20 protein-coding genes, 7 tRNA genes and 1 rRNA gene are annotated in these 26,958 nt (G+C 34.8%); 27 read left to right on the top strand and 1 reads right to left on the bottom strand.

The genetic code is table 11. The features are described 5' to 3' along the window. The 14 genes from rrf to glmM all read left to right on the top strand — a co-directional run. Window positions 1–90: ribosomal RNA gene (gene rrf, locus FEU33_RS17675) — 5S ribosomal RNA — on the top strand; the annotation flags it as partial. A gap of 250 nt (window positions 91–340) precedes the next feature. Next, window positions 341–417, top strand: a tRNA-Asn gene (locus FEU33_RS17670). A gap of 13 nt (window positions 418–430) precedes the next feature. After that, window positions 431–503 (top strand) — tRNA-Thr (locus tag FEU33_RS17665). A gap of 123 nt (window positions 504–626) precedes the next feature. Next, a tRNA-Glu gene (locus FEU33_RS17660) sits at window positions 627–701 on the top strand. Window positions 702–721: 20 nt separating this feature from the next. After that, window positions 722–797 (top strand) — tRNA-Val (locus FEU33_RS17655). Window positions 798–801: 4 nt separating this feature from the next. After that, window positions 802–885: transfer RNA gene (locus FEU33_RS17650), tRNA-Tyr, on the top strand. A 5-nt stretch (window positions 886–890) separates the two neighbouring features. Continuing rightward, a tRNA-Gln gene (locus tag FEU33_RS17645) sits at window positions 891–965 on the top strand. A gap of 12 nt (window positions 966–977) precedes the next feature. Then, window positions 978–1,050, top strand: a tRNA-Lys gene (locus tag FEU33_RS17640). Window positions 1,051–1,784: 734 nt separating this feature from the next. After that, window positions 1,785–2,690 carry an arginase gene (rocF, locus tag FEU33_RS17635; RefSeq protein ID WP_146550799.1) on the top strand — a complete coding sequence of 302 codons (906 nt, stop codon included), beginning with the start codon at window positions 1,785–1,787 and terminating at the stop codon, window positions 2,688–2,690. Between the two features lie 464 nt (window positions 2,691–3,154). Continuing rightward, on the top strand, window positions 3,155–3,718 hold the full coding sequence (sigW, locus tag FEU33_RS17630; protein WP_146550798.1) for an RNA polymerase sigma factor SigW: 564 nt from the start codon (window positions 3,155–3,157) through the stop codon (window positions 3,716–3,718). Between the two features lie 13 nt (window positions 3,719–3,731). After that, the gene (locus tag FEU33_RS17625) at window positions 3,732–4,352 is read left to right on the top strand and encodes an anti-sigma factor family protein (RefSeq protein WP_146550797.1); all 621 of its coding nucleotides are present in this window, start codon (window positions 3,732–3,734) and stop codon (window positions 4,350–4,352) included. A 117-nt stretch (window positions 4,353–4,469) separates the two neighbouring features. After that, on the top strand, window positions 4,470–5,312 hold the full coding sequence (gene cdaA / locus FEU33_RS17620; protein ID WP_146550796.1) for a diadenylate cyclase CdaA: 843 nt from the start codon (window positions 4,470–4,472) through the stop codon (window positions 5,310–5,312). Beyond that, on the top strand, window positions 5,312–6,595 hold the full coding sequence (locus tag FEU33_RS17615; RefSeq protein ID WP_243881363.1) for a CdaR family protein: 1,284 nt from the start codon (window positions 5,312–5,314) through the stop codon (window positions 6,593–6,595). Before cdaA ends, FEU33_RS17615 begins: the two co-directional genes overlap by 1 nt. 47 nt (window positions 6,596–6,642) lie before the next feature. Then, window positions 6,643–7,995: a phosphoglucosamine mutase gene (gene glmM / locus FEU33_RS17610; RefSeq protein WP_146550794.1), complete on the top strand. Its 1,353-nt coding sequence runs from the start codon at window positions 6,643–6,645 to the stop codon at window positions 7,993–7,995. A gap of 289 nt (window positions 7,996–8,284) precedes the next feature. On the opposite strand, the gene FEU33_RS17605 is transcribed toward glmM, so the two are convergent. Then, window positions 8,285–8,737, bottom strand: coding sequence for an Lrp/AsnC family transcriptional regulator (locus FEU33_RS17605; protein ID WP_146550793.1), 453 nt, complete (start codon window positions 8,735–8,737; stop codon window positions 8,285–8,287). 195 nt (window positions 8,738–8,932) lie between these two features. Here FEU33_RS17605 and FEU33_RS17600 point away from each other — a divergent pair, with 195 nt between their 5' ends. The 13 genes from FEU33_RS17600 to FEU33_RS17540 all read left to right on the top strand — a co-directional run bounded on the left by FEU33_RS17600 (window position 8,933) and on the right by FEU33_RS17540 (window position 26,780). Beyond that, window positions 8,933–9,532, top strand: a complete 600-nt coding sequence (locus tag FEU33_RS17600; RefSeq protein WP_146550792.1) for a type 2 periplasmic-binding domain-containing protein — start codon at window positions 8,933–8,935, stop codon at window positions 9,530–9,532. Further along, a complete protein-coding gene (locus tag FEU33_RS17595) occupies window positions 9,525–10,208 on the top strand; it encodes a cupin domain-containing protein (protein WP_244951071.1) in 684 nt (227 codons plus the stop codon). The genes FEU33_RS17600 and FEU33_RS17595 overlap by 8 nt, the downstream gene beginning before the upstream one ends. Window positions 10,209–10,241: 33 nt before the next feature. Next, window positions 10,242–11,006, top strand: coding sequence for a glucose 1-dehydrogenase (locus FEU33_RS17590; RefSeq protein WP_146550791.1), 765 nt, complete (start codon window positions 10,242–10,244; stop codon window positions 11,004–11,006). A 423-nt stretch (window positions 11,007–11,429) separates the two neighbouring features. Continuing rightward, entirely contained in the window at window positions 11,430–12,854 is a 1,425-nt protein-coding gene (gene bacD, locus FEU33_RS17585; protein ID WP_146550790.1) for an alanine--anticapsin ligase, read from the top strand. Next, window positions 12,838–13,992 carry an MFS transporter gene (locus FEU33_RS17580; protein ID WP_146550789.1) on the top strand — a complete coding sequence of 385 codons (1,155 nt, stop codon included), beginning with the start codon at window positions 12,838–12,840 and terminating at the stop codon, window positions 13,990–13,992. The genes bacD and FEU33_RS17580 overlap by 17 nt, the downstream gene beginning before the upstream one ends. Window positions 13,993–14,299: 307 nt before the next feature. After that, window positions 14,300–15,082 (top strand): SDR family oxidoreductase, encoded by a 783-nt coding sequence (locus FEU33_RS17575; protein ID WP_146550788.1) that lies wholly within the window; start codon window positions 14,300–14,302, stop codon window positions 15,080–15,082. 774 nt (window positions 15,083–15,856) lie between these two features. Then, window positions 15,857–17,659 (top strand): glutamine--fructose-6-phosphate transaminase (isomerizing), encoded by a 1,803-nt coding sequence (gene glmS, locus FEU33_RS17570; protein WP_146550787.1) that lies wholly within the window; start codon window positions 15,857–15,859, stop codon window positions 17,657–17,659. A gap of 183 nt (window positions 17,660–17,842) precedes the next feature. Further along, on the top strand, window positions 17,843–18,631 hold the full coding sequence (locus tag FEU33_RS17565) for a restriction endonuclease (RefSeq protein WP_146550786.1): 789 nt from the start codon (window positions 17,843–17,845) through the stop codon (window positions 18,629–18,631). A gap of 23 nt (window positions 18,632–18,654) precedes the next feature. Then, the gene (locus FEU33_RS17560) at window positions 18,655–19,494 is read left to right on the top strand and encodes a TnsA endonuclease N-terminal domain-containing protein (protein WP_146550785.1); all 840 of its coding nucleotides are present in this window, start codon (window positions 18,655–18,657) and stop codon (window positions 19,492–19,494) included. Further along, entirely contained in the window at window positions 19,491–21,644 is a 2,154-nt protein-coding gene (locus tag FEU33_RS17555; protein WP_146550784.1) for a Mu transposase C-terminal domain-containing protein, read from the top strand. Before FEU33_RS17560 ends, FEU33_RS17555 begins: the two co-directional genes overlap by 4 nt. Then, the gene (locus FEU33_RS17550) at window positions 21,619–23,316 is read left to right on the top strand and encodes an ATP-binding protein (RefSeq protein WP_146550783.1); all 1,698 of its coding nucleotides are present in this window, start codon (window positions 21,619–21,621) and stop codon (window positions 23,314–23,316) included. Before FEU33_RS17555 ends, FEU33_RS17550 begins: the two co-directional genes overlap by 26 nt. 70 nt (window positions 23,317–23,386) lie before the next feature. Further along, window positions 23,387–25,249: a TnsD family Tn7-like transposition protein gene (locus tag FEU33_RS17545; protein ID WP_146550782.1), complete on the top strand. Its 1,863-nt coding sequence runs from the start codon at window positions 23,387–23,389 to the stop codon at window positions 25,247–25,249. After that, window positions 25,230–26,780, top strand: a complete 1,551-nt coding sequence (locus tag FEU33_RS17540; RefSeq protein ID WP_146550781.1) for a Tn7-like element transposition protein TnsE — start codon at window positions 25,230–25,232, stop codon at window positions 26,778–26,780. Before FEU33_RS17545 ends, FEU33_RS17540 begins: the two co-directional genes overlap by 20 nt. The last annotated feature ends 178 nt before the right edge of the window (window positions 26,781–26,958 follow it).

Raw genomic sequence — 26,958 nt, 5'->3', positions numbered from 1 at the left:
CCTGTTCCCATGCCGAACACAGAAGTTAAGCTCTTGAGCGCCAATGGTAGTTGGGGGCTGTCCCCCTGCGAGAGTAGGACGTTGCTAGGCGTATTAAGGTACTACTAATTTTAATTGGTAGTACCTTTTTTAATATACTAGTATAATGAAGAAGTTTAACAATAGTATATGGATAAAATCTAATAAAGAAGTAGAAATAAATCCAATTTAATAGACCCAGTATTACTGTTGAGCTTGCTGAAGATAAAAAATAAAACTCATTAATATAAAAAAATACTTGCAAGTTGTTAATATCCTGTTATAATAAATTATGTTAGGTTTAGCCTTATATAAATATTGTTCCGAAGTAGCTCAGTTGGTAGCAGCATCTGACTGTTAATCAGAGGGTCGCAGGTTCGAGTCCTGCCTTCGGAGCCATTTTTTTGTCTGTGCTTCCATAGCTCAGCAGGTAGAGTGCTTCCATGGTAAGGAAGAGGTCACCGGTTCGAGCCCGGTTGGAAGCTTTAATTATTTTTTAGCAAACAAACTAATATTTCAAAATACAAGAAAATTATTTTTATTATATTGTTGTAAAACCTATAGCTATGTGATATAATATTAAATGTCCTGTTAAAAGTACAATTAATGGCCCCTTGGTCAAGCGGTTAAGACACCTCCCTTTCACGGAGGTAACATGGGTTCGAATCCCGTAGGGGTCACCACTTCTAGTTTAATACATATTGGAGGATTAGCTCAGCTGGGAGAGCATCTGCCTTACAAGCAGAGGGTCGGCGGTTCGATCCCGTCATCCTCCACCACTTTGGAGGGGTAGCGAAGAGGCTAAACGCGGCGGACTGTAAATCCGCTCCTTCGGGTTCGGCAGTTCGAATCTGCCCCCCTCCACCATCTATTGGGGTATAGCCAAGCGGTAAGGCAACGGATTTTGATTCCGTCATGCCCTGGTTCGAATCCAGGTACCCCAGCCATTTTTATATTTTGAGTCATTAGCTCAGTTGGTAGAGCATCTGACTTTTAATCAGAGGGTCGCTGGTTCGAATCCTGCATGACTCATCAATTATAGAATATAACCTTCTTCTAATAATTAGAGGAAGGTTTTTTGGTGTATTAGAAATTTTAATCTAAATCAATTTCATAATGTAGAATCGAGATAAAGAATATAAAGCTTTCCACAATATACTTTAATATTTGGGTTTCTGCGTTCTGCTACAGATGACACTTTCTGCGGGCTTGACTTCAATCTTCTCGCTCCAACGTGGAGTTGGGTTCATAGCTTCTTCTGCATCAAAAGTGCAAGCGACAGACGTGAAGCCGTTGTCACAGGACGTGATGCTTTTGGTCTTTGCCCCTTCAATATTCTAGATCACTGAAAGAATCAATTTAGCTCCAAAAACATAATAAAAATCAACTTTTTTAGCTTATGAAATGAAAGAAAAGGGAGATCTTTATCGTTAAAATGGCAATCCTCTAGTTTTTCAGTGTGTGCATCTTAATATTCCTGTGTGGTTTTCATTCTTCATCAGTTCAAGCCCTCCCTGCATGACTTTGAATAAACCCTCCCTGAACTAATAGCGCACGAAGAAAATGAATATACATTTCCGAAAAGTCACCGTCATAATCCTCTCCATAACTCTCAAAATTAGTCATCCTTAAATTCCTGTATTTCCTAAAAAGAAAATAATTTATGGGATTGACCTATTTGAATAAAAATACAGAAAAATGTCTTGTTGAGCCATAAGTATAGCTGCCGTTACAATGAAAATAACTTACAAAGGGGGTATCGTTGTATGGCACTATTAAATATTTCAATGATTGGTGTACCGATGGATTTAGGGCAACTACGTAGAGGTGTAGATATGGGGCCAAGTGCGATTCGATATGCGGGTGCGAAAGAGCGTTTAGAATCTATTGGGCATAAGGTCGTCGATGAAGGAGATATCTATATTGATCATTCGAAAAAAGGGGTTTCTGATAATACATCATTGCGAAACTTAGATATCGTTGTTAATGTGAATGCCGAATTAGCTCATAAGGTCCATAGAGTGGTAAATGAGGGCCGATTCCCATTAATATTAGGCGGTGATCATAGCATTGCAATTGGCACATTGGCAGGTATATCAGATCACTATAAAAACTTAGGTGTCATTTGGTATGATGCTCATGCAGATATGAACACAAGCGAAACATCCCCATCAGGTAATATCCATGGGATGCCCTTAGCTGTTAGCATGGGATTAGGACATGAGCGTTTAGTGAATATTAGAAATTATGCACCAAAAGTAAAACCTGAAAATATCGTTATAATTGGTGCTCGATCAATTGATGAAGGGGAAAAGGCATTAATTCGTAAAAAGGGCATAAAAGTCTACACGATGCATGAAATTGATCGTTTAGGAATGCCAAATGTTATACAGGATGCCATTATATATTTACGAGGGCAAAACGTAGATGGAGTTCATCTATCATTAGATTTAGATGGAATTGATCCGATTTATACTCCTGGGGTTGGAACGCCAGTACCAGGAGGAATTACGTATCGTGAAAGTCATTTAGCAATGGAAATGTTGCAGGATTCAGATTTGATTACCTCTGCAGAGTTTGTGGAGGTTAATCCAATTCTTGATGAGAGAAACAAAACCGCTGATGTAGCTGTTGCATTGATGGGATCCTTATTTGGGGAGAAATTAGTATAAAGCAGGAAACTTTTTTCCTTTCATGGAGCGATATTTTCTGGAACGGGGGTCTAGGAATGTCGCGTCATGTGGAAACGACTTCGTGACCAACATCCTATTGCCCCGAAGTGCATTGAACACATATCGCCAGGAAAGCGAGTAAGCCATAGCGGAAATCAGTTGACTTGTCTATTTTCGATGAAATTTAAAATTGACACGCAGCATGGAGTAAAATCAACTTCTGGGTTCGTAGAAAGATCTTTGTCAATTAAAATGTTGATATTATAAGTTTTTTCAGTGCCTCCGTTTTATTTCTAAATGTCTCACTTTTATATGGTGAAAATGATAAAAGTTGTAAGAAATTCAAAGAAAGTATTGGTATAATAGAATCAAATAATATTTTTTAAAAAATTTGAAATAAAAGTGAAACCAAAAAGGAATCTGTTCGTATATAACAGGTAACCGCATAGCGGAGGGGAAATCACATGGATGCGTTAGTCAACAAAAGAATAAAGCAAGTGCTGAAAGGTGATCAACATGCGTATTCAGATATTGTGAGCCTCTATCAGCAAAAAGTATATCAAGTATGCTTCCGTATGTTGAACAACCAACATGAAGCAGAAGATATAGCACAGGAAGCTTTTATACGTGCATATACAAATCTACACACTTTTGATTTAGAACGGAAATTTTCAACATGGCTATTTCGTATAGCAACTAATCTGTGTATAGACAGGATCAGGAAAAAGAAACCGGACTATTATTTAGATGCAGAAGTTACAGGTACTGATGGTCTTGATTTGTATTCTCAAATTTCGTCAAATGATCGACTGCCTGAAGAGGAAGTCGAAAGAATGGAATTGCAGGAAAGAATTCAATATGAAATAAGTTGCTTGCCTGATAAGTATCGTATGGTTATTATTTTAAAGTATATTGAAGAGTTACCATTGCAGGAAATCAGCGATGTGTTAGATATGCCACTAGGAACCGTAAAAACACGTATTCATCGTGGTCGCGAAGCATTAAGAAAGCAATTGAGCAATTTGTAGGAGGGGTTTCACTATGAGTACATGCCCTGAACATATCGTGCAATATATGCATGAATATCTAGATGGGGATATTAGTCGCGAACATGAGCAAGAGCTAAGGGCACATATGCAAAATTGTAAGGACTGTCAAAAGCATATGCAGGAGTTAACAAGTACTATTGCGTTCGTGAAAAGTGCAGCCGTTATTGAAGTGCCTCCAAATTTTGTAGAACAAGTTATGCAAAGACTGCCGAAAAGAAAAATGCGTTCTGGCGTACAACGTTGGTTGCGTCGACATCCTTTTTTGGTTGCTGCAGCAATGTTTTGCATTTTCATGAGTGCATCCCTTTTTTCAGGCTATAAAAATGATCAGGAGTTTTCTGTTACAAAACAACCTAACTTACAAGTGGAAGGTCAAACTGTCATTGTACCTGAGGGAAAAACAGTAAAAGGTGACATTGTTGTAAAGAATGGTGATATTGTCGTAAAAGGTGCAGTTGATGGAAATATTACGGTTATCAACGGTAAATATATGGCTTCTACCGCAAATGTTACTGGTCAAATTGAGGAAGTGGATGAAGTGTTTGAGTGGCTCTGGTATAAAATAAAAAGCAACGCAAAAAGCGCTTGGTCTTTTATTGATAAAAATGAATAAACTAATGAAGAAGCCTACTGGCATTATAGTGGGCTTTTCTGCTTTATACGGGCGGAAATAAAGGTAGTTGTGCTATACTTGACCTATACGTACTCGCTAGAAAAGTGGGGGATCCACATGTCTTTAATTAATGAATTTACACAATTCACCAGTAATCAATGGGTGAGAATGGTATTAAATGTAATCGATATTTTATTAGTCTGGTTGGTCATTTATAATATATTAACACTGATTCGTGGTACTAAGGCCGTTCAGCTTTTAAAAGGAATATTTGTCATTATCATTATTCGAATTATAACTGTTTATTTCGGACTAACTACGTTAGGGTGGATGACAAAGCAGGTTATTGAATTTGGTTTCTTAGCAATTATCATTATTTTCCAACCTGAATTGCGTAGAGCGTTAGAACAATTAGGACGAGGAAAATTATTTGCTCGAAGTAATTTACAAGAGGAAGAAGAACAAGCCAGATTGGTATCTGCCATGTCTAAGTCCGTTAGCTATATGGCGAAGCGTCGTATCGGAGCGCTTATTTCAATTGAACGAGAAACAGGGCTAAATGATTATATTGAAACAGGGATTCCAATGTACTCTGAAATCTCTTCTGAGTTAATCATTAATATATTCATACCTAATACACCGCTTCATGATGGTGCAGTGATTGTTCAAAAAAATAAAATAGCTGCAGCAGCCTGTTATTTACCTTTATCAGAAAGTCCTTTTATTTCAAAGGAACTAGGAACGCGTCATCGTGCAGCAATTGGAATTAGTGAAGTAACTGACGCTATAACCATAATTGTTTCAGAGGAAACAGGTGCTATCAGTTTAACGATAAATGGTGATTTACATCGTGATTTATCGATCGAAGAGTTTGAATCTAGACTTCAACGTGCATGGTTTGGGACATCAACTACTGCAGTCGGTACCTCCAAATGGAACTGGAGGGGGGATAAAAAGTGATGGATAAACTAATTGAGAGTCCATGGTTTTTACGCATTACCGCACTCGCGTTAACATTACTCATTTTCTTTACCGTAAAGTCTGAAACAAGTACGGAGAACAATACGAAAACCACTTATGATAGCCAAGCGGAGGTTATTCATGATGTCCCAGTCAAGGTTCTATACGATAATGAGAATTTAATTGTTTCAGGAGTCCCAGAGACAGTCGATGTCGCTATTAAGGGACCATATGCATTGGTAATACAAAAAAAAGCCTTAAAAGATTTTCAGATTTACCTAGATTTGAGTAAAGCAACAATTGGACAACATAAGGTCAAATTTAAATATAAAGGATTTTCGGATAAGTTAGATGTCCAAATTGAACCTTCAGCTGTAAATGTTTCGATCGAAGAAAAGGTGACACGGACATTTAAAGTAGATCCAGATTTTAATGAAAGCCAATTAGCGCCAAATTATTTTGTCAAAGCGATGTATGCAAATCCAAATGAAGTCACTGTAACAGGAGCTAAAAGTGTAGTTGACAGTATTGCTTATGTCAAAGCAATGCTATCGGGGCAACTTTCAGCTACAGAATCCTTTACAAAAGAAGCAACTGTCAAGGTGCTGGATCGTGATATGAACAAATTAGATGTTTCTGTTAACCCGGCGAACGTACAAGTGAAGGTTGACATTGGAGAGTATAATAAGGAAGTGCCGATTTCTTTAAATGTTAAAGGAAGTCCCAAAAATAATCTGAAAGTAAAAACATTGAGTGCTGAAACAAGTCATATTACATTGTTTGGATCGAAAAAGGATTTAGAAAAAATAAATACATTTCCTGTTGATGTAGATGTTTCAAAACTAGAAAAGTCCGGTAATGTTACTGTCAATCTATCAAAGCCAACAGGTGTGACAAAACTCTCTGTAAATCAACTAAAAGTTCATGTATCATTAGATGAGTCCATAACTACTGACGAACAAGAAGATGACAGTGCAACCAAGCAAGAGGAAACATCTAATACGTCTACTACGACCTTTGAGAATGTTAGAGTGAAAATAAGAAATTTAGATACAAAACAATACACCATTGAAGAAAATGCAGATCATTTTGTATCAGTTGTGATTACTGGTGATGAGCAAAAACTGTCCAAACTTAAGGCATCAGATATACAGCTATATGTTGCTGCAAACGATGTGAAGGAAGGCGTCAATACCTTGCCAATAATAGGTAGCAGCCCTTCTGGTACTTCATGGAAAGCTACACCAAGTACTATAAAACTAAAAGTGAAACAACTGTCATAAAAGGATTCGTAAAAATGGCATACAGTTTTGAAGGAGAGAATAACAAAATGGGTAAATATTTCGGAACAGACGGCGTCCGCGGTGTCGCCAATAGTGAGCTAACACCTGAGTTAGCATTTAAATTGGGACGCTTTGGTGGATACGTTTTAACGAAAGAAACCACAGAACGTCCGAAAGTTTTAATAGGGCGAGATACACGTATTTCTGGAGAAATGTTAGAAGGTGCGCTTGTGGCTGGTTTGCTATCAGTTGGCGCCGAAGTCATGCGCTTAGGTATTATTAGTACACCAGGAGTTGCCTATTTGACTCGTGTCATGAGTGCCCAAGCTGGTGTCATGATTTCAGCTTCTCATAATCCTGTAGCAGATAACGGTATTAAATTCTTTGGCCCAGACGGTTTTAAACTATCAGATGCACAAGAAGACGAAATTGAGGCACTGTTAGATCAAGAACAAGATAATTTACCTCGCCCGATAGGTGGGGATTTAGGTTCAGTAAGTGACTACTTCGAAGGTGGTCAAAAGTATATTCAATATTTAAAACAAACTGTTTATGAGGACTTTACAGGTATCCATATTGCATTAGACTGTGCGCATGGTGCGACATCAGCTTTGGCGACGCATCTATTTGCTGATCTTGAAGCGGATCTGTCAACAATGGGCTCTTCACCAAATGGTTTGAATATTAATGATGGCGTTGGCTCCACACATCCTGAAAAGTTGGCAGAGTTTGTGGTGGAAAAAGGTGCGAATGTAGGTTTAGCATTTGATGGAGATGGCGATCGTTTAATTGCAGTGGATGAAAATGGTCAAATCGTTGATGGAGATCAAATCATGTATATTTGCGCAAAGCATCTACACGAAGAAGGAAAATTAAAACAAGATACCGTTGTTTCAACGGTTATGAGTAATATGGGCTTTTATAAAGCTTTAGAAAGAAACGGTATGCATAGTGTTCAAACAAAAGTAGGCGATCGTTATGTTGTAGAAGCTATGCGTGAAGGCAACTATAATGTGGGTGGCGAACAATCTGGCCATATCGTATTTTTAGATTACAACACAACAGGCGATGGGCTACTCACAGGCTTACAACTCGTGAATACAATGAAAGTGACAGGCAAGAAACTATCTGAGCTTGCTTCCGAAATGACCGTATTCCCTCAAAAGCTCATCAATGTTCGCGTGACAGATAAACATGCTGTAAAAGAAAACGAAAAGGTAGCAGCCATTATCGCACAAGTTGAACAAGAGATGAATGGCGATGGGCGCATACTCGTTCGTCCTTCAGGTACTGAACCATTAGTTCGTGTGATGGTAGAAGCACCATCAAGCGATCTATGCGAATCCTATTGCAAACGAATCGCCGATGTCGTTCGCGATGAATTAGGATTAAAGGATTAACCGTTAAGATAGAATAGATTATTAATAAAAAAGCCATATCATACGAATTTAATTTGTAAGGAAGAGATCCTTAAATGCTATTAACGGGTTTTGTTTTGAGGTGTAAACATTCAAAAGCATTACGAATAACACAAAGGATCACAAATAAAATAGCAGAGCCATTCATACTCGAATGTGCTTTGCTATTTTTTATTTTTAGGACATAACTGGGGTACCTGTATAGTATAAGTAATTACTTACTTAGTTTGTTCATTAACAATGAAACTGGTTAGTTGATAAAGACTTAAAACTAAATAAGTTCTTCTAGTTCTAAATAGTCACTTTTTGTTTCATTTTTGGATATTACTACATAGGTTTCGGTTGAAGCAAATGAATTAACACTATTAATGAAATGCTCTATATCAGCTATTTTTTTTAGACGCAGTTTAACAATATAGCAAGTCTTACCCGCAATTCTATAACAAAATTCCACAAAGGGATATTCATTAATAAAATTATTGAATTTTATATATTGTCCATTTCTCACAGTAACCTCTATAAAACACTCTACATCGAATCCTAATTTCTTGTAGTCAATTTCAATTGTATATCCCTTTAGAACACCTTCGCTTTCAAGTCTTCTAACTCTCTCAGTCACTGATGGTGATGACAAATGAACCCTCTTAGCCAACTCTCTCATGGATAATCTTGAATCCTTTGAAAGTAAATATAATATTTTTTTATCTAAGTCATCTATTTTCAATATGAACATCCTTTCTGTTAATTTGATTTCAAATGTAAAAAAATTCCCTGTAAATCTTTTCAAATTGAAAGGAAAAAAGAATTCTATTTAGTTATAATTATACTATATTTTTCAAATTCTTCAGAAGTAATCATACAGAAATAATTTACGTTCTACACTAATACTTCATCATACTATAAGAATGGAAGTGTTCAAATGTTAATTATTCAGGATTACGATATTTCAAAACAATCACCATTGAAGATGATAAAAATTGGTACTCTTGGACCAGCAGGGACAAGTAGTGAATATGCGGCCAATAGATTTTGTAATAATTATTTTTTAAATAGGGGCCTTAAAAGTGAATTAATACTCTTTAATACATTTGAGGAAGCTATGGATAATTTGTTAAAAGAAACCATAGATTATGTTATCGCTCCCCATGCATATCCAGGCATAAATAATTTTTACATGAGACCAGATATCAATTTAGTCGAATTATTCAGATGTGATACACCAATGTATGGATTAGCCATTCGGCCTGAATTTAATTTTAATCCAGATTTATTAGAAAAAGAAATAATTGTATCTCATCCGGCACCTGTTAATCTAGTAAATTATTATTTAAAACGGGATGTAAAAATAAAGATGGTCAATTCTACAAGTGTTGCAGCTTATGAAGTAAAAGAAGGCATATACAATATGGCTATTACAAATGCATTAGCTAAAGAAAAATATAATTTAAAATTTGTTTATGAATTCAAAAGTATACCTATGAGTTGGTCAGTATTTGAAAGGGGAGATTTGAATGAATAAAGATTTAATGGACACTAAAAACTTATACTTTCCTGAACCAGTGTTGAAAGAATGGGACAATGGAGTAAAGCAATATTCTACTAAACGAGGAAATACGGAAGTTTTAATTTCATATGTTCCGCCAGGCACCACATTCAAGCACAAACATAAAGAAGCGCAACTTGGAATGGTGATATCAGGAGAATTGCTGGTGAATGTAGCTGGATATGAAAGAAAATTAACGCCTTTAGATAGTGTTTATATTGCTCCGCCCAATGTACTTCATGGAGCGACTAATTGTTCAAATCAAGAAGTTATTGCCATTGATGTGAAAAGATATAATGAAAATGAAAAATATACAGCACCTAATGAGTATTTTCTAGAACCATTTGAAAAAAGAGATCTATTACCGGGAATGGGAGTTACCTTTTTCGTTGAAGACTGGATTGAGGTAATGATAGCTGAAATTCCTAGTAATGGTGGGGAAATGCCTCAACATAAACATAAGAACGAACAGATTGGGATTTGCATTGGTGGAGATTATGAAATGACTATTGAAGGTGTTACTTATAATATGAATTTCGGAAGCACGTATTTTTGTGAACCTAGAGAAGTACATGGCGCCATCAACAAATCAGACCATGCATCTAAATCTATTAATTTATTTTTACCTCCTAGATACCATCGTTCTAAGTAATATAGAAGAAAACAATTTTCAGGAGGTTCATGGATGAAAAATTTAAAAGATAAAGTTGTAGTCATTACGGGCGCTGCATCAGGTATAGGTTTGGCTGCAGCAGAAGCTTTTCTTAATGAAGGATCAAAAGTTGTGATAGCTGATATAGATGAGGAAAACGGTTATAAAGCAGTCAAAGACTTAAACCAAGAAAATGTATATTTTATACGAACTGATGTTACTAAAGAAACTGACTGTTCAAATCTAATACAAGAAACTATTGAAAAATATGGTCAAATCGACGTTTTTTTAAATAATGCAGGGATCGAGATTACTACACCCATTCATGAAATGAGTATTGAGGAATGGAATAAATTGATAAGTGTGAATCTTACTGGCGTGTTCTTGTGTAGCAAGCATGTGTTAAAACAGATGATCAAAAATAAAAAAGGCAATATTATAAATACTTGTTCAGTAGGTGGATTAGTAGCTTGGCCTGGTATTCCTGCCTACAACGCCAGTAAAGGTGGTGTATTGCAATTGACCAAATCTCTTGCTATAGAATATGCAAAATATAATATTAGGGTCAATTGTGTTTGCCCGGGGGTAATAGATACGCCTTTGAATGAAAAATCTTTTCTTCAAAATAATGTAGGTACACTTGAAGAAATAAAAAAACAAAAATCTAAGCTAAACCCAATAGGCAGATTAGGTACTGTTAAAGATATTGCAAATGCAATGGTTTTCCTTGCTTCAGATGAATCTAGTTTCATGACGGGCTCAACTTTAACGGTTGATGGGGGATACACTGCAATATAAAAAAACAGTGTCTGCATGAAGGAAAAGCTATTTCCTGTGCATACCTTGTCTGTTCCATTATTGCATAAACATCTGTCATAAATGAATATTTGTGTTTGATAAAAGAACAAAGTACTAAAATGGAGCCTCCTCAATCCTTCGCCATCACCATATGAAATTGATTGTTAGAAATAGGCATATTCATGAAGTAGGCAAGCACCTGCTAGTATTACTTTTGAAAAAATCCATCCACTATTAAATTTGGATATCACCTTTTGGCTCTCTTCGAAAAACTAGAGTCAAACAACAGAAACAGAAAAAGAGTGAAGGAGTCAAAAGGTGACCGCTTTCTATAGAAAATCTAACAAACTTTTCAGTTGTCCGAATCAACTGGAAATTCTATCGGAAAGCACTCTTACTACAAATACGCGAGGAGGAATCGATATGAAAAAAAATATATTAGTAATAGCTGATTTAGGAGGATGTCCTCCTGATATGTTTTATAAAAGTGTAGCTGAAAAATATAATATCATCAGCTATATTCCTAGACCATTTGCCATCACAAAAACTCATGCTCATTTTATTGAAACTTATTCAATTGCGATTATAAAAGATCCCCAATATTTTAAAAGCATAACTGATTATACACATCCAGATTCAATTTATTGGGCACAAGAAGAGTATAACAAACCTGAAGATGCAGTCGTTGAAGATATAATTAAAATTGCAACAATGTTTGATGTCAAGGCAATAACTACTAATAATGAGTTATTTATATTGCCAATGGCTAAAGCTTGCGAAAAGCTCGGATTAAGAGGTGCAGGAGTAAAAGCCGCAGAGAAGGCAAGGGATAAAAATTTAATGAGAGAGTCATTTAATGCTTCAGGTATAAAGGCTATAAAAAGTAGGAGAGTAACAACATTAGACGATTTTAAAAAGGCTATAGATTATGTTGGTGTACCCTCAGTTTTAAAACCAACTTACTTAGCTAGTTCTATAGGAGTTACCTTTATTAATGATAAAGCCACTGCAGAAGATCTTTTCTTAAATGATAAGAAATTTTTAGAAAGTATAGATGTACCTAAAGCTGTTACATATAAAGCGCCATTTATACTTGAGGAGTATCTTGAAGGAGAGTATAAAGACTGGTACTCAGAAGAGGGATATTCTGACTATGTTAGTGTTGAAGGTATGATGGTCAATGGAAAATACTATCCTTTAGTAATTCATGATAAAACACCTCAAATAGGTTTCACTGAAACTGCACATATCACATCGACCATTTTAGATGATGATGCTCAAAAAAGAATAATTACTGCTGTTTCAAAGGCTAATGAGGGTCTTGGATTAGAATATTGTTCAACCCATACGGAAGTTAAACTAATGAAACACAGAGAAGTAGGGATAATTGAAACAGCTGCACGGTTCGCGGGGTGGAACATGATTCCAAATATTAAAAAAGTCTACAATGTGGATGCTCCTCAAATTTTATTAGATATTTTGTGCGATGGATATTCTCCTAGCTTACCAGACAAATTATTAAACAACCCACAAAAATACGTTGCTGATTTTCATTTATATCCTGAAAATTTCAAACAAAATGGAAGTCTACCGAACGATCTAAATCGTATTGTATTTAAAGACGTCATATTGCCTGTTAACGCATTAGTTGGTGATACACAAATCACCTCATTTGAAACAATAAAAAAAGACTCTAATATAGATTTAACATTGTTTGAATCTTTTAATGGCCTTGCTTATTTAGAGTTAAGCGGCAGTAACTCACATGATCTAGCGGAATCAATTCATAATTTACAGAATTTTTCTCGAATTATTATAGAGGAACCTAACCATGAACCAGTTAAGTAAAAACTCAAAATTATTATTATATGGGCAAGCATTATCTTTTATGGGTGATTATTGTGTCCTACCCGCTCTCTTGATCATATCCACCTATTTTCAGGATTATTGGATAACTTCAGGAGTCATCATTGTGAGAAGTCTTCCAGTAGTATTCCAACCATTTTTAGGAGGAATAGTAGATAAATATAACAGAGTAAAATTGATGTTATATACAGATATTATTAGAGGATTCGCCTTTTTAGGAGTTACCTTTTTACCTAAAGGGGAGTATCCTTTAGTATTCTTAACACTTCTTTTTATTTCTTATGGAAGTGGAGTTCTTTTTAATCCAGCTAGATTAGCAGTTATGTCTTCGATCGGAGATGATATCAAAAGGATCAATACTCTTTTTGCGAAAGCGACGACTTTATTTATCATTTTTGGAGCCATTTTTGGAGCCGCTTTTTTATACTTTGGATCTATCAAATTAGCTGTAGCTTTTAATGCACTCACTTATTTTGTTTCAGCTATACTTATTAGTAAAATGAATATCACAAAAGAAGAGGAAATAACACATGAAAAGGCTATCCCTGATCCATCATTTAACGTGGGAATAAAAACTATAATCAAGAATCCGTTTGTATTGAATGGCGTATTTACAATGATTACAATGTCCTTATTATGGGGGATAATTTATAGCTATTTTCCTTTAGTTAGTGAATCCCTTGGTAAGGGCGAAATCGGAAATTTTATACTTACATTATGTATTGGAGTGGGTGGATTCATAGGTGCGCAAATGGTTAATATATGGGGCTTTAAAAGTAACAAAGGTTTGATTTATTTTGTTCTTCTCAGCACTATTTCTTTGTCTTCCTTTATCACTTCTTCAAATTTTACAATCAATATAATAACCGCCGTTGTATTTTTTATATCAATGGAATACGGTGAAGTATTAGCTAAAGTAAGGGTGCAGGAAAACTCGCCTAATGAAATTCAAGGAAGGGTTTTCTCTATTTCAGAAGCACTGATTGGTATCTCTATGTCAATCGGCTCTACATTTATTAATTTTATTGATACACAGATCATCAGCTTTTTAATTATATCGATTATGTTACTTCTTTTTCTTTCTACCAGGTTAATTAATAAGGAATTACTCAATAATTAAACCAATAAATTAACAGGTGTGTTGATTATCCAATTTAATCCATGGAAATAGGGAGATTCGTTGATTTCCGCTCCGACTTGCTCGCTTTCCTGCGGGCGGATGTTGAGCCTCCTCGCTACGCTGCGGGGTCTCATCTATTCGCTTTTCCCGTGGGAGTCGAGCAAGCCTCCGCTTCAATCTATATAAATGACGCTAAAAACAGGGTTATACAAAAATTATGCCAAACAGACACCCTGATTTTTGGAAAATCAACACGTCTGATAAATTAACATAAAATGAAATCTGAACAAAAAGGAGAAGAAGCTAAATGTCTAATAACAAAGTCGCGTTGGTCATTGGAGCAAGTCAAGGTATAGGAAAATCAACAGCTTTATCATTGGCTGAAAAAGGATATAATGTAATCATTAATGCTAGAAGACAATCTAAATTAGAGCAAGTTCTTGCACAAGTGAATAGTCTAAATCATCACCAACAAAATATGTATTTTGTTGGTGATATAGCTAACAAACAGATCAGAGAAGAACTTTTTCATGTTATTAAAGATCAATACGGAAGATTGGATATTCTTATCAACAATGTTCCTGGTGGCAAACCAGATCATTTTTTTAATTTCGAAGAAGAGAATATCTTACAATCTATTTCTGATAAGGTTTTAACATATTTAAATTGTATTAAAAAAGCATCTTTATTAATGGAAAAAAATCAATTTGGTAGAATCATAAATCTAGTCGGTAACCTATGGAAAGAACCAGGGGACAATATGTTCACAAATAGTCTAATCAATGCAGCTTTAATCAATGCTAGTAAAAATATAGCTACACAATTGGCGCCAAATGGAATTACGATAAATTGTGTAAATCCAGGGTTTATAAAAACAGATAGATATTATAAATATATAGAGAATTTAAAAATCAATAATAATATAAATGATGAACAGGCGGAAATTCTTGTATCTCAAAATATTCCATCAAATAGAGTTGGAGAACCAAAAGAGGTAGCTACTCTGATAGCATTTCTGGCATCTGAAGGGGCCTCTTATATTACTGGACAACAAATTTCTGTAGATGGAGGAGCTTTAAAAAGTATATAGATTGGTAGGCGTGTTGATTAGGCAGAAATCAGCGAATACACTATATTTTGTGAGGGGAATTGACGATCGACACGCTTGACAGATTAGTATCATTTGTAGCATATTACAATCTGTTGTTTATACTATTTATGGGTGACACAGAACGGCATAGCCTGAACGACTATTTGTTAAACCCTATTGATTTCACATTCGGATCCATATCCCTTTTGTTTGTTTTTACCTCATTGACTTAACTTGAGTGCATCCATATATCTACATTCAGTTGATAAATGTTCATTTCATATTAAGTTGTAATAATAATGACATATTTTTTTACAAAAAACGTGCAACAAAGTTAGGATAAGTTGCGTATAATAAAGTGATTTATTTATTTTGACAATGAAATCCTTTCAATGCATGTTTGTAATTGACTATGAAAAGTGATTTCAGTATGATGAAACTGCTAATGATTTTAAAGGTCTAACCTTTAAAAATTGGCATATTGCTGAGGAGGATCGTATTGAAGCAACAAATCGGAAAACAGTTATAGCGCCAGTACTGAAGAAATCGGACGGTATATCTTCAGTAGACGAGGTGGAGGAGTATCGAAGTTTTCGGCGGATGCCTCCCGATCGCAATGCCCGATTGATGCTTACTTTTAAAGGACTCAAGCGATTGAGTAGACAGAAAAAGTAAGAAGGCAAAATAGCAGCTGCTTGACTTGTTGAATTTCACCTATTGAGGGGAAGGTTACTTTTATGCGGCTAATTTTGCAAAAGTTCGGAGGAAAAAGAAATGTGTGGAATTGTTGGGTATAATGGCTTTCTTGATGCCACAGAAATATTATTAAAAGGTCTAGAAAAATTAGAGTATCGAGGTTATGATTCTGCTGGTATTGCTCTTATCAATAAAGAAGGCGTGAAAGTTTTTAAAGAAAAAGGACGTATTGCAGATTTGCGAAACGTAGTAGATTTTTCTGTTAAGGCAACCACAGGAATCGGACATACACGTTGGGCAACTCATGGTGTTCCTAATTACCGTAATGCGCATCCACATCAAAGCGCTTCAGGTCGTTTTACAATAGTACACAATGGTGTTTTAGAAAATTATCATTTGTTACAGGATGAATTTTTACAAGGTGTACCTATGAAATCCGATACGGATACAGAAGTTGTTGTGCAACTTGTTGAAAAGTTTGTCAATGATGGCATGACAACAGAAGAAGCTTTCCGTCATACTCTAACATTGGTAAATGGTTCTTATGCACTTGCATTACTAGATGCAGAAGACCCTGAAACTATTTTTGTAGCGAAAAACAAAACCCCTTTATTGGTTGGTGTGGGTGATGGTTTCAATGTGGTAGCATCTGATGCGATGGCAATGTTACAAGTAACAAATCAATTTATTGAATTACGTGATAAAGAGATCGTTATTGTTGGGAAAGAAGCTGTTACCATTAAAAAATTAGATGGAACAGTCGTGGAACGCGCTCCATATACAGCAGAATTGGATATGAGTGACATTGAAAAGGGCACATATCCTCATTACATGCTAAAAGAAATCGACGAACAACCAAGCGTTGTCCGTAAAATTATTCAAGCTTATCAAGACGAAGAGGGAAAATTGACCATTCCTAATGATATTATAGAAGCCATTCACAATGCAGATCGTTTATATATCATTGCTGCAGGCACAAGCTATCATGCGGGTCTTGTTGGTAAACAATATTTTGAAAAAATCGCAGGCATTCCGGTAGAGGTTCACATTTCTAGTGAATTTGGCTATAATATGCCACTTTTATCGGAAAAACCATTTTTCATCTTCATCTCACAATCAGGTGAAACGGCCGACAGTCGTCAAGTATTAGTAAAGGTTAAAGAACTCGGTCATCCTGCATTAACCATCACAAATGTACCTGGTTCTACTTTATCTCGTGAAGCAGACTACACATTGCTATTACATGCTGGACCAGAGATTGCCGTAGCTTCCACAAAAGCGTATGTTGCACAAGTCGCAGTTCTAGCCATTACTGCTTATGTCGAAGCACAATTACAAGGAAAACAACCTGATTTTGACTTAAAGGCTGAGCTAGCCATTGCTGCTAACGGTATCCAATCAATCGTTGATAACAAAGAACATTTAAAGCAAGTATCAGATCAGTTCTTAAGTACAACCCGAAATGCATTCTTCATCGGTCGCATCGTAGACTACTATGTAAGCCTTGAAGGTGCATTAAAGCTAAAAGAAATCTCTTATATTCAAGCAGAAGGATTTGCAGGCGGTGAACTAAAACACGGTACAATCGCCTTAATCGAAGAGGGGACCCCTGTATTTGCCTTGATTACCCAAAAAGAGGTAAGCCTCAACCTTCGTGGCAATGTCAAAGAAGTAGTCACACGTGGTGCCAACCCATGTATCATTTCAATGGAAGGCATGGAGGAAGCAGGCGATTCCATCGTTCTCCCACAAGTGCACCAGCTACTAACGCCGCTTGTCTCCGTAGTAGCTCTACAACTTATCAGCTACTATGCAGCACTATACCGCGGCTGCGATGTCGATAAACCGCGAAACCTAGCCAAATCTGTGACAGTTGAGTAGGGGATTTTTGGGGATTAGTTTTTGTTGTTGACTTAGAATAAAGTTTGATAATTTATAAAAAAGTTCGATAATTTTAAAAAAAGATTGATAATTGATAATAAAGTTTGATAAAAAATAACCTCTCGGGTACTATATCTTCGAGAGGTTATTTTTTTATTTTTCTGAAAATTAGAGGTGTATAGTGTGGAAAGGGATTTTAACTGGCTATGGGAAAATTTAAAAGAAGGTGCTCGTCAAAAATTTGAAGATATTTGTTATGATATCTATTCTAGTGAATTTCCTAATGCAGATGTTCATAAAGTAAAAGTCACTCAAGGTGATGGTGGAATAGATATTTATATTGATGAAGAAGATGGAGAATATACGATTATTCAATGTAAATATTTTTTAAAGTATTTAGATGACAACAGAAAGAATCAAATTAGAGATTCTTTTAAAAAAGCGGTGAGTAATAATACAATGGACAATTGGATTTTATGCGTTCCAATGGATTTTTCACATAAAGAGCATAGTTGGTGGAGGGCGTGGAAAGAAAAACAAAAGAGTAAAGGTATAACTATTAAACTGCATGATGCCAGCAAATTAATGAAGTTAATAAAGAAACATAATTTGTACGAAGAATACTTTAGTACAGTACGTATAGATCAAGATTTTATAAGAGAGGTAGCTAGTGTTGATGAAAAGACTGAAATACACAATAGACTATATCCGTTAGTTAGTGCTATTACAACATTAGACTGTGATTTATTAGAAATAGCCTGTGCAGTGAATGCACTAGGAGACTTAAGAGCACACAGGTTTTTTAAGGGAAATAATATATTGAATTACTTGGACGAGTTAACGACGCTTTATGCTTATCATGCTGAAGGAGTAGGTCCATATGGTAATAGATTAAAGAATATCGAAAAAATCAATGAGGAAACGGAATTACGTAGAAAGATTATAGATGAATATCAAAAATTAAAATTTTAATTTAAATTAGAGGAAGTGAATTCATGTCCAAACGTAAGCGTATAACATCAGCTGAAAAGAAGTTGAAAGATGGTCACGGACAAGGTGTAGGTATTGATTATAAACCTTGGTTAGTTATTCAAGATGTATCATCACTTGGTCGTTCAACCCGTTTAAAGGGCATTAAAATTCCAAGACAATATGAATTTTTATCGGATTTGGAACGGAACTATTTTTATTTGTTGGAGTACTCTGATGTCGTTGTAGATATTCGCGAGCAGTTTCCACTATTACCAGCTGAGGAGACAATTATCATTGCAGGTGAATTGGGAATTAAACATCCAGTTCATCCGCAAACTAAAGAACCTATCGTTATGACAACTGACTTTCTGGTTACGAAATTAGTAAATGGACAACCAGTGCATATCGCACGAACGCTTAAATACAAAGATGATTTAATGGATAAACGCGTGATTGAAAAGTTTGAAATTGAGCGAGAATACTGGGAAAGAAAAGGCATTGATTGGGGCATCGTGACAGAACTTGAAATACCGAAAGAAATGGCGTTAAATATTTCTTTTGTTCATGCATATGCAGATTTAAAAAATAATGTGTTTTTCAGTGATTTTTCAGAAGATGATGTAGATATGTTTAGTGTGTATTTAATTACTCAATTGTTATCAGAAGAATTAACTGTAAGAGAAGCAGCCATTCAAGTAGAAGAGGTATTTGCTTTACCTACAGGTAGTGGATTGACTTTATTCAAACATCTTATCATTACTAAAGTAATTGAAGTCAACTTGATGAAAAAACTAGATGTAAATCAGGTTGTGGAAATCAAAGCTATTCGTAAGGATTATTCAGAGAAGGTGAAAGCAATATGATTTTTTATAATCAAGTATATCAATATGCTAGCAAGGATGAGAAAAATCGTATCCGCATCATTGAAATTAGTAATCCTATTGCTTATTATGTCGAATTGCATGGCGATACATCAATGCCTAAAAAAAGCGATATAGCAACGTTAGAGGCTGAGATAGAAGCCTCAGTGTTATTAGCAATATCAGATCCGTATATGGTTGGGTACGAAGATGAAGCTTTGACACCAAAACAGGTGGCAAAAAGAGATGAAGATTGGCAAGTGATTGAAGCAACGTGGGAAACGTATAAAACACAACTTTTTGACAAGAAAACACGAGAGAAAACATTTAGTTTGATAGCTGAGAAACATAGTTTAAGTAAATTAAAAGTGAAAAGAATGTATACACGTTTTTGGCAGCGTGGATTAAATAAAAACGCTCTTTTACCTGATTACATGTATTCTGGAGGTAAAGGTAAGGAACGAGATTTATCAAATACAAAGGTTGGAAGACCCCGTCTATATACTTTATCTGAAGAGGGTAAGCAAGGTATTAATATTACAGATGAGGTGAAGAAGCAGTTTAATCACGTTGTAAGAAAGTATTATCGAAAAAAAGAACAAGTTACTTTGGCAGAAACATATGATTATTTGCTACGCGAGTTTTACTCAAATAAATATACAGAAAATGGGGTAGTGAAGTTTAAAATATGGGATACCTCATGTATACCAACTTATAATCAGTTTTACTACTGGTTTAAAAAATATGAAAATCCACAATTGGATATATCACTGAGAAAAAGTACAAAAGAATTTGATTTAAAACATAGACCGATTTTAAGTAACTCTACTTTAGAAACAGATGGACCGGGTACTCGATTCCAAATTGATGCTACGATTGCAGATATTTATTTAGTAAGTTCCTTTGATCGGTCTTTAATTATAGGAAGGCCTGTTATTTATGGTGTTATTGATGTCTATTCAAGGATATTCACAGGTATGTATGTTGGATTAGAAGGTCCTTCATGGATTGGAGCAATGATGGCTTTAGATAATATGATTACAGATAAAGTGGATTATTGTGCAGATTATGATATAAAAATTGATTATTCACAATGGCCAACAAAGCATTTACCAGAGATTATTATTGCAGATAGAGGTGAGTTTGAAGGTTATGCAGTAGGAAGTTTAATTAATAATTTTAATGTGAAAATCGAAAATACTTCTGCGTATCGAGGAGATTTAAAAGGGATTATTGAACGGCAGTTTGGAACAATTAACGGGAAAATCAAACGTAAAACACCAGGAGCTATTCAAAAAGAATATCGTGAACGTGGTGACAGAGACTATCGTTTAGATGCTAGCTTGAACTTAAAAGAATTTACGAAAATAATTATTCATTTAATATTGCAACATAATCAAAAAATCATTGAAAAATATCCGTTAGAAAAAAGTATGATTGCGGATGGATTAATTGCTACACCACTTAATATATGGAACTGGGGTATAGCTAATAAAAAAGGGCGTCTTCAAAAAATTATAGATAAAAATATATTTCGACTTAACTTATTACCAAGAGGTAAAGCACGAATTACTAGAGCTGGCTTGAAGTTCAAGGGATTATTCTATGGCTCTGAAAAAGCAATTAATGAGCAGTGGTATATAAAACTTAAGAATAAAAGCATCGATATTGTTTATGATCCGCGAACAATGAATCAAATCTACATTCCAACTAATGATGGACGTAGCTTTGACGCCTGTTTTTTATTAGATGTTAGTGCGCAATATAAAGATGATATTTTGGAAGAAATTGAGTATTATCAACAACTTTTACAAGAAGCAAAAGCTGAAAAAATCAATAAACAACGAGAAAACACAATCAATACAGATACAGCAATTGAAGAAATCGTGAAGAAGGCAATAGGTGAAAAGAAAAAGAATTCTACAAGTAAAACAAAGTCGGAAAAGCTTCGTGATATTAAAGTGAATCGAGCAGTAGAGAAACAAATAAATAGAACGGATGAAAAGTTCGATTTAGTTGAAAAAGTAGATCAGTCACCAACTCAATTTGTAAAATTCCCTAAAAAAAATCAGGAAACCCCAAAGAAATCTAGCTCACGTCTTATGGATAAATTAAAGAAGAAGCGAGATGAGGAATTTGGAAAAGATAAATAATGTGGTACTAAAAGGTGCCATGGAAGAGGCTGTTTATAAAGAACAAGCACTCCTAGAGTATGCAAACAACCCTTTTATTGAAGCTCTGCCACCAATCTTTGATGAAGATGATGTTTTAGATCGCTTTATGGTTACACCACGTATTAGTGAGCAAGATAAGCAAAGTGAGATAAATATTCGTTATCACGTTTTAAAACGTGTGAAAAATTTTATTCAACCTTTACCAATTCACTTTGAAGTAGAACGTAGATTATCGACATTAATTCGTCGTGGTTATTTAGCTCGTAACCCACTAGATAAAACATTTTTTGAACGACTTCTTGTGCTGCATCAGCTACGTGAGAATGAGGAACAGGCACATAAATATATTGATGAACGCCTGAATTATATTCGTTCAACAGCAGATAGCCTATCAATTATTGGTATTTCAGGGATTGGTAAAACAACGGCGATGGAGCGTTTATTGTTGATGTACCCACAGGTCATTAAGCATGAAATATATGAAGAGCAGCCATTTAATCGTACACAAATTGTTTGGCTCAAAATTGATTGTCCATATGACGGGAGCCTTTCAACGCTATGTAAGAGCTTTTTTAAAGCAATTGATGATTTGCTTGGTACGCGCTATTTAGAGAAGTTCGGCTACTTAAATCGTGTCACATCCACAATGTTATTGCATATGACTTCATTGGCAAGTATGTATGGTATCGGTGTTCTAGTCATTGATGAGATTCAACATTTACTACATACAAAAAATGACCAAGAAGAAATGTTGAACTTCTTTGTTACATTATCAAACACTGTAGGTATTCCCACTGTTTTAATTGGTACTTCTAAAGCCCAACAACTTTTTAAGGGGAATTTTCGTCAGGCAAGACGAGCAGCGAGTGATGGAGCAATTTTTTGGGATCGAATGTTAGAAGATAGTGAGGAATGGCAGTTCTTTTTAGAAACGCTATGGGAATTTCAGTGTCTAAAAACAAATTCGGAACTTACTGAGGAGGTAAAAAAGACATTTTATGATGAATGTCAGGGAATTACCTCAGTTGCAGTAAATTTATTTATCTTAGCTCAGGAGCGAGCTTTATTTGATGAGGATAATCCAAGTGAGACTATTAATACAAAACTATTAAAGAAAACGGCAAAAGAAGACATGCAAATCATTCAACCGATGATTAAGGCTTTACGTACTAATGATTTAAAAGAAGTCATGAAATATGAAGATATTATGATCAACTTAGACGAATTGATGCTAAATCACAAACAAAATGTTGAGTTTGAAGGTCGAGTAAGAGAAGGGATGAAAGAACGTTTCAACACACTGAAATATAAAAGACAAGATACTATTGAAAATCTAAGCGTGGAAATAGCTTCTTTAGGGATTTTCGATGCTTTAAATGTTAATGATATTCGAAAGCTTGTTACCTCAATAGTTGAAAATCACCCAGTTGATATGGATTTTAATGTGATGAAGTCCGATGCAATTCAGCAAGCGATAGAGGTTAATAAACAAAAGCTGAATCAAAAAGTAAAACCACATACCAAAAGAGAGGAATTATTACCTTTACTAGAACTAAGAACTAGGGCTATTAGAAACAAGAAACATCCATATGAATTGTTATTTGCTAATGGGTATATAAAACAGCCACTAGCTGAATTTTACTTTAATTGAATATGAAAGTCTAAAACCCAAGTAATATTGACATTATTTAAATAAATCGATTATTGCTTGGAGGTACAAAATGTTACCATTTTTCACTAATCCTTATCCTAATGAATTAATATATTCTTCTATAGCACGTTATCACTTTTACAGCGGGAATATTGATTATAAAGATACCTTAGAAGAAGTATTTCAAAGCCGTTCCGTAATTCCAAGCGTAGCAATTGGCAGTCATTTTTCGATATTAGCTCAGCAACTAGGTTCCAATTATACTGTTGAAAATTTATTAGCCAAACATACTATATATCCTTATCATGCACCTTTTCTTTCAAAACAACGTCAACAAGAGACACTACAGGATGTCAAAAGTGATGGAAAAGGTGTATATACGAGGCTTGGCATAGTTGCAGGGGGGATTTGCAAAAAGAAATGGCTTTTTTATTGTTCAGAGTGCGCAAAAAATGATATTGAACAATACGGAGAACCATATATTCATCGTGAGCACCAGCTGCAAGGGATTGATTACTGCTCACATCACGAATTGAAATTAAAGAAATATCCAATTGATTTTTCACAGCAAAGTCGAATTGAATTTATTCGTTTTGATAAACGGCAGATGGATTTATCAATGACTCAAGGAGTAGAATCTAAAGAAACCTCAGTCATTCAAATTGCTTTATCAAAGATGGCTTACCAATTATTACAAACGCCCATATATCAATTTTCTCGTGAATCCATAAGCCTTAAATTTCGTTCGCTTTTAAGAGAACGAAATTTAGTAACATCCTCAAATCGGATTCGACAAAATGAATTATATGGATTATTTCAATCAAGGATTCCAAAGGCTTTCCTAGAAGAGTATAAATCAGTTATCGATGTCAATGATGAATACAATTGGCTAAAGATTATTACTCGCAATGTAAAGCGTCATGTACATCCATTTCGACATTTGCTAATGCTTTATTTCTTAGAACTAGATGTTAAAAAATTTTTTCAAATGGAAGAAGATCAAGGACCGTTTGGAAAGGGCCCATTCCCATGTTTAAATAAAGCAGCCCCACACTTCAAACAACCTGTCATTTCTAATGTAGAAATCACAAGGGACTTTAAAACAAACAATTCAATTGGTACTTTTTCATGCTCATGTGGTTTTGTTTACGCTAGAAAAGGACCTGATTTATTAGAAGAGGATAAGTATAGAATTGGTTGTGTGAAAGATTACGGTGTTATTTGGAAAAATAAGTTAAAAGAATTGGCGAATAAGGGTATGAGTATAAGAGTAATTGCTAGTGAATTAGGTGTTGATTCAAAGACAGTTAAAAGATATCTAGATAATCATGAAGAAGTAAATAAAAATGAGGTTGTTAAAAATAATCATTTAACTGAACAGTATAGAGCAGAGCTATTAAATGGGATGAAACAATTCTGTAGTTTTTCAAGGACCCAATTACGAAAACAGCTTTCGAAACAGTACATGTTTCTATATAGGCATGATAAAGAATGGTTATTTGCTAATTTGCCCGATAAGCAAAAGAAAGAACAACCAACACAAGTGGTTGATTGGAATTTACGAGATCGAGAATACAGCAAGAAGATAAAGCATCTTTATTCAGAACTATTAACACTAGATAAACCAGTAAGAATCACATTATCACTAATAGGTAAAAGATTAGGTATTCTTGCTAATTTAGAGAAAAATGCTAAAAAATTACCTCAAACTAAAAAGCTTTTAAATGAAATAACCGAAACTATTCAAGAATTTCAAATACGACGTTGCTGCAAAATTATAGATCGATTCATGTTAGAAAATGAACCAGTTCTTCTTTGGAAAGTACAAAGGGTGGGTGCAGTGAAGTCACATCATTTTCATGAAATAAAGCCAAAACTTGAAATATATATTCAGATGAAGCAAGGTGAAAAAAATGAGCGAACAACAGGTTAAACTAGAGAATTGGCCTTTTAAAAACGGAGAACAAGCCCAATTACTTTGGATTAGCTCCCCATTTTCTCTAAACCATAAAATAATGTTAAATGCTTATTTTAGAGCAAATGAAGTTACTAAAAAAGTGTTAGTTGATTGGGGTACATTGCCAGCACTTGCAATTCAACATTTTTATGTTAATGGTGACATTAGAAAAAGTGTTCCGCCAATGGATACCGAACAAATTGAAATAACCATACACCCTAATTTAGTTATGTATTCTGAGAAAAAATGGAATATTCACGGAACTAAAGAAAATGATGTATCTCGCAGTTTTATAGTTACTAATCAAGGAAAAAAATATATTTTGCCTCTCATAGAAGTGGTACGTAGTATTTTAGCGCCGAATCGTTTTCTTTTATATCGATTATTTGAATCAAATTCCTTCCCACAATTTTTTATTGAGCAATATGAGCTCAATAAAATTCATCTAGCTTTTTCCTCTAACTATGATTTGAAATACACAAGGCAAGAATTTTTATATCAGCTGGTATGGCTACTATCAAGACCAGATTTACGCAATATATTTGAAAATATCGCATTTAATTTCATGAGCATTGGAATACTTAAATTTGATTGGACGTTTACACAACCTATAATAATCCGAGCATTAGTAAAACAAGGCAAGTATGGGAGCACAATTTTAAAAGTAGAGTGTGTAAAAAATAAGATTCTTCCATTCAATGAAATTTCATTTAGTCATCCGGGATTACAAGAACATGAAAAATCAAATGAAGCGAAGAAGTACACTTTTTATATGAACAGTAAGGTGCAAGGAACCGATGATATTACACTGAACGTAGAGGTTGATGGTACAACAGATAGTTTCGATTTAGTTGAAATGGGTAATCAGAAGCATGAATACACAAGTCATCCAAAAGTTACTAAAATTCAAAAAAAATCCGCTAAGCAACGAATACATGAAGATGAAAACACAAAGAAATACTACTTTGAAGACAAAGGGGACCGCTCTACTGGAGATGTTGGGGGACAGCAATTAGTTAGAGGTCTTGAATATAATGCATTGCATGAGATTCAGTTACAGGGAGAATTGCAGGATTTTATAAATGTTTTAAAAATCCTAGAGCAACATTCACAAATCAGCTCGATTCGAGTAATTATGGATATACTGCCTGAAGGAAATGGAGAGAGAAAATTTAAATATTTAGACGATGGGACTACAAGAAGAAAATATGTTATTGCTGAAGTTTATATGGCCGGTGGAAAGAAATTCAATATTATAGAAGTGGAACGAGAAAATAGATCTTTATCATTGCTAATTCTATCATCAAATATGTTTAAAAACTGGAATGCTATATACACTAAATTACTTTTAACCCTTGTGAATGGTAGTGGATTTTGGCATGGGGGATATTTGGAAAATATTAAAAATAATAATGTAGATGTGAAAAGGATGAAACATAGTAGAAAAAATATTACATATAGAGCAGAGTCATTGTTGAATAAGTTACTAAAAAATATTGCGACTTGAATATTGAAAATTCCATATAATAGCGTATAGATTTAAACAACATAAAATTTCTTTGTATAAATGTAAATATGCTAAGCTTGATTTCTTTGGTGTTAATTGGTTCTAGAGAGATACATGAAAGTATCGAATTTCCAATTTAACTAAGGAAATATATGTTCAGCATTACACGCTAACTAAG

The sequence above is a fragment of the Rummeliibacillus suwonensis genome (assembly GCF_007896435.1).
In the GTDB taxonomy this organism is placed as follows: Bacteria; Bacillota; Bacilli; order Bacillales_A; family Planococcaceae; genus Rummeliibacillus; species Rummeliibacillus suwonensis.
This window is presented reverse-complemented; position numbering and strand designations above follow the sequence as displayed.

Coding starts and splice junctions, on each gene's coding strand:
- rocF (WP_146550799.1), top strand. CDS start 1,785: ATGGCACTATTAAATATTTCAATGATTGGTGTACCGATGGATTTAGGG.
- sigW (WP_146550798.1), top strand. CDS start 3,155: ATGGATGCGTTAGTCAACAAAAGAATAAAGCAAGTGCTGAAAGGTGAT.
- FEU33_RS17625 (WP_146550797.1), top strand. CDS start 3,732: ATGAGTACATGCCCTGAACATATCGTGCAATATATGCATGAATATCTA.
- cdaA (WP_146550796.1), top strand. CDS start 4,470: ATGTCTTTAATTAATGAATTTACACAATTCACCAGTAATCAATGGGTG.
- FEU33_RS17615 (WP_243881363.1), top strand. CDS start 5,312: ATGGATAAACTAATTGAGAGTCCATGGTTTTTACGCATTACCGCACTC.
- glmM (WP_146550794.1), top strand. CDS start 6,643: ATGGGTAAATATTTCGGAACAGACGGCGTCCGCGGTGTCGCCAATAGT.
- FEU33_RS17600 (WP_146550792.1), top strand. CDS start 8,933: ATGTTAATTATTCAGGATTACGATATTTCAAAACAATCACCATTGAAG.
- FEU33_RS17595 (WP_244951071.1), top strand. CDS start 9,525: ATGAATAAAGATTTAATGGACACTAAAAACTTATACTTTCCTGAACCA.
- FEU33_RS17590 (WP_146550791.1), top strand. CDS start 10,242: ATGAAAAATTTAAAAGATAAAGTTGTAGTCATTACGGGCGCTGCATCA.
- bacD (WP_146550790.1), top strand. CDS start 11,430: ATGAAAAAAAATATATTAGTAATAGCTGATTTAGGAGGATGTCCTCCT.
- FEU33_RS17580 (WP_146550789.1), top strand. CDS start 12,838: ATGAACCAGTTAAGTAAAAACTCAAAATTATTATTATATGGGCAAGCA.
- FEU33_RS17575 (WP_146550788.1), top strand. CDS start 14,300: ATGTCTAATAACAAAGTCGCGTTGGTCATTGGAGCAAGTCAAGGTATA.
- glmS (WP_146550787.1), top strand. CDS start 15,857: ATGTGTGGAATTGTTGGGTATAATGGCTTTCTTGATGCCACAGAAATA.
- FEU33_RS17560 (WP_146550785.1), top strand. CDS start 18,655: ATGTCCAAACGTAAGCGTATAACATCAGCTGAAAAGAAGTTGAAAGAT.
- FEU33_RS17555 (WP_146550784.1), top strand. CDS start 19,491: ATGATTTTTTATAATCAAGTATATCAATATGCTAGCAAGGATGAGAAA.
- FEU33_RS17550 (WP_146550783.1), top strand. CDS start 21,619: ATGAGGAATTTGGAAAAGATAAATAATGTGGTACTAAAAGGTGCCATG.
- FEU33_RS17545 (WP_146550782.1), top strand. CDS start 23,387: ATGTTACCATTTTTCACTAATCCTTATCCTAATGAATTAATATATTCT.
- FEU33_RS17540 (WP_146550781.1), top strand. CDS start 25,230: ATGAGCGAACAACAGGTTAAACTAGAGAATTGGCCTTTTAAAAACGGA.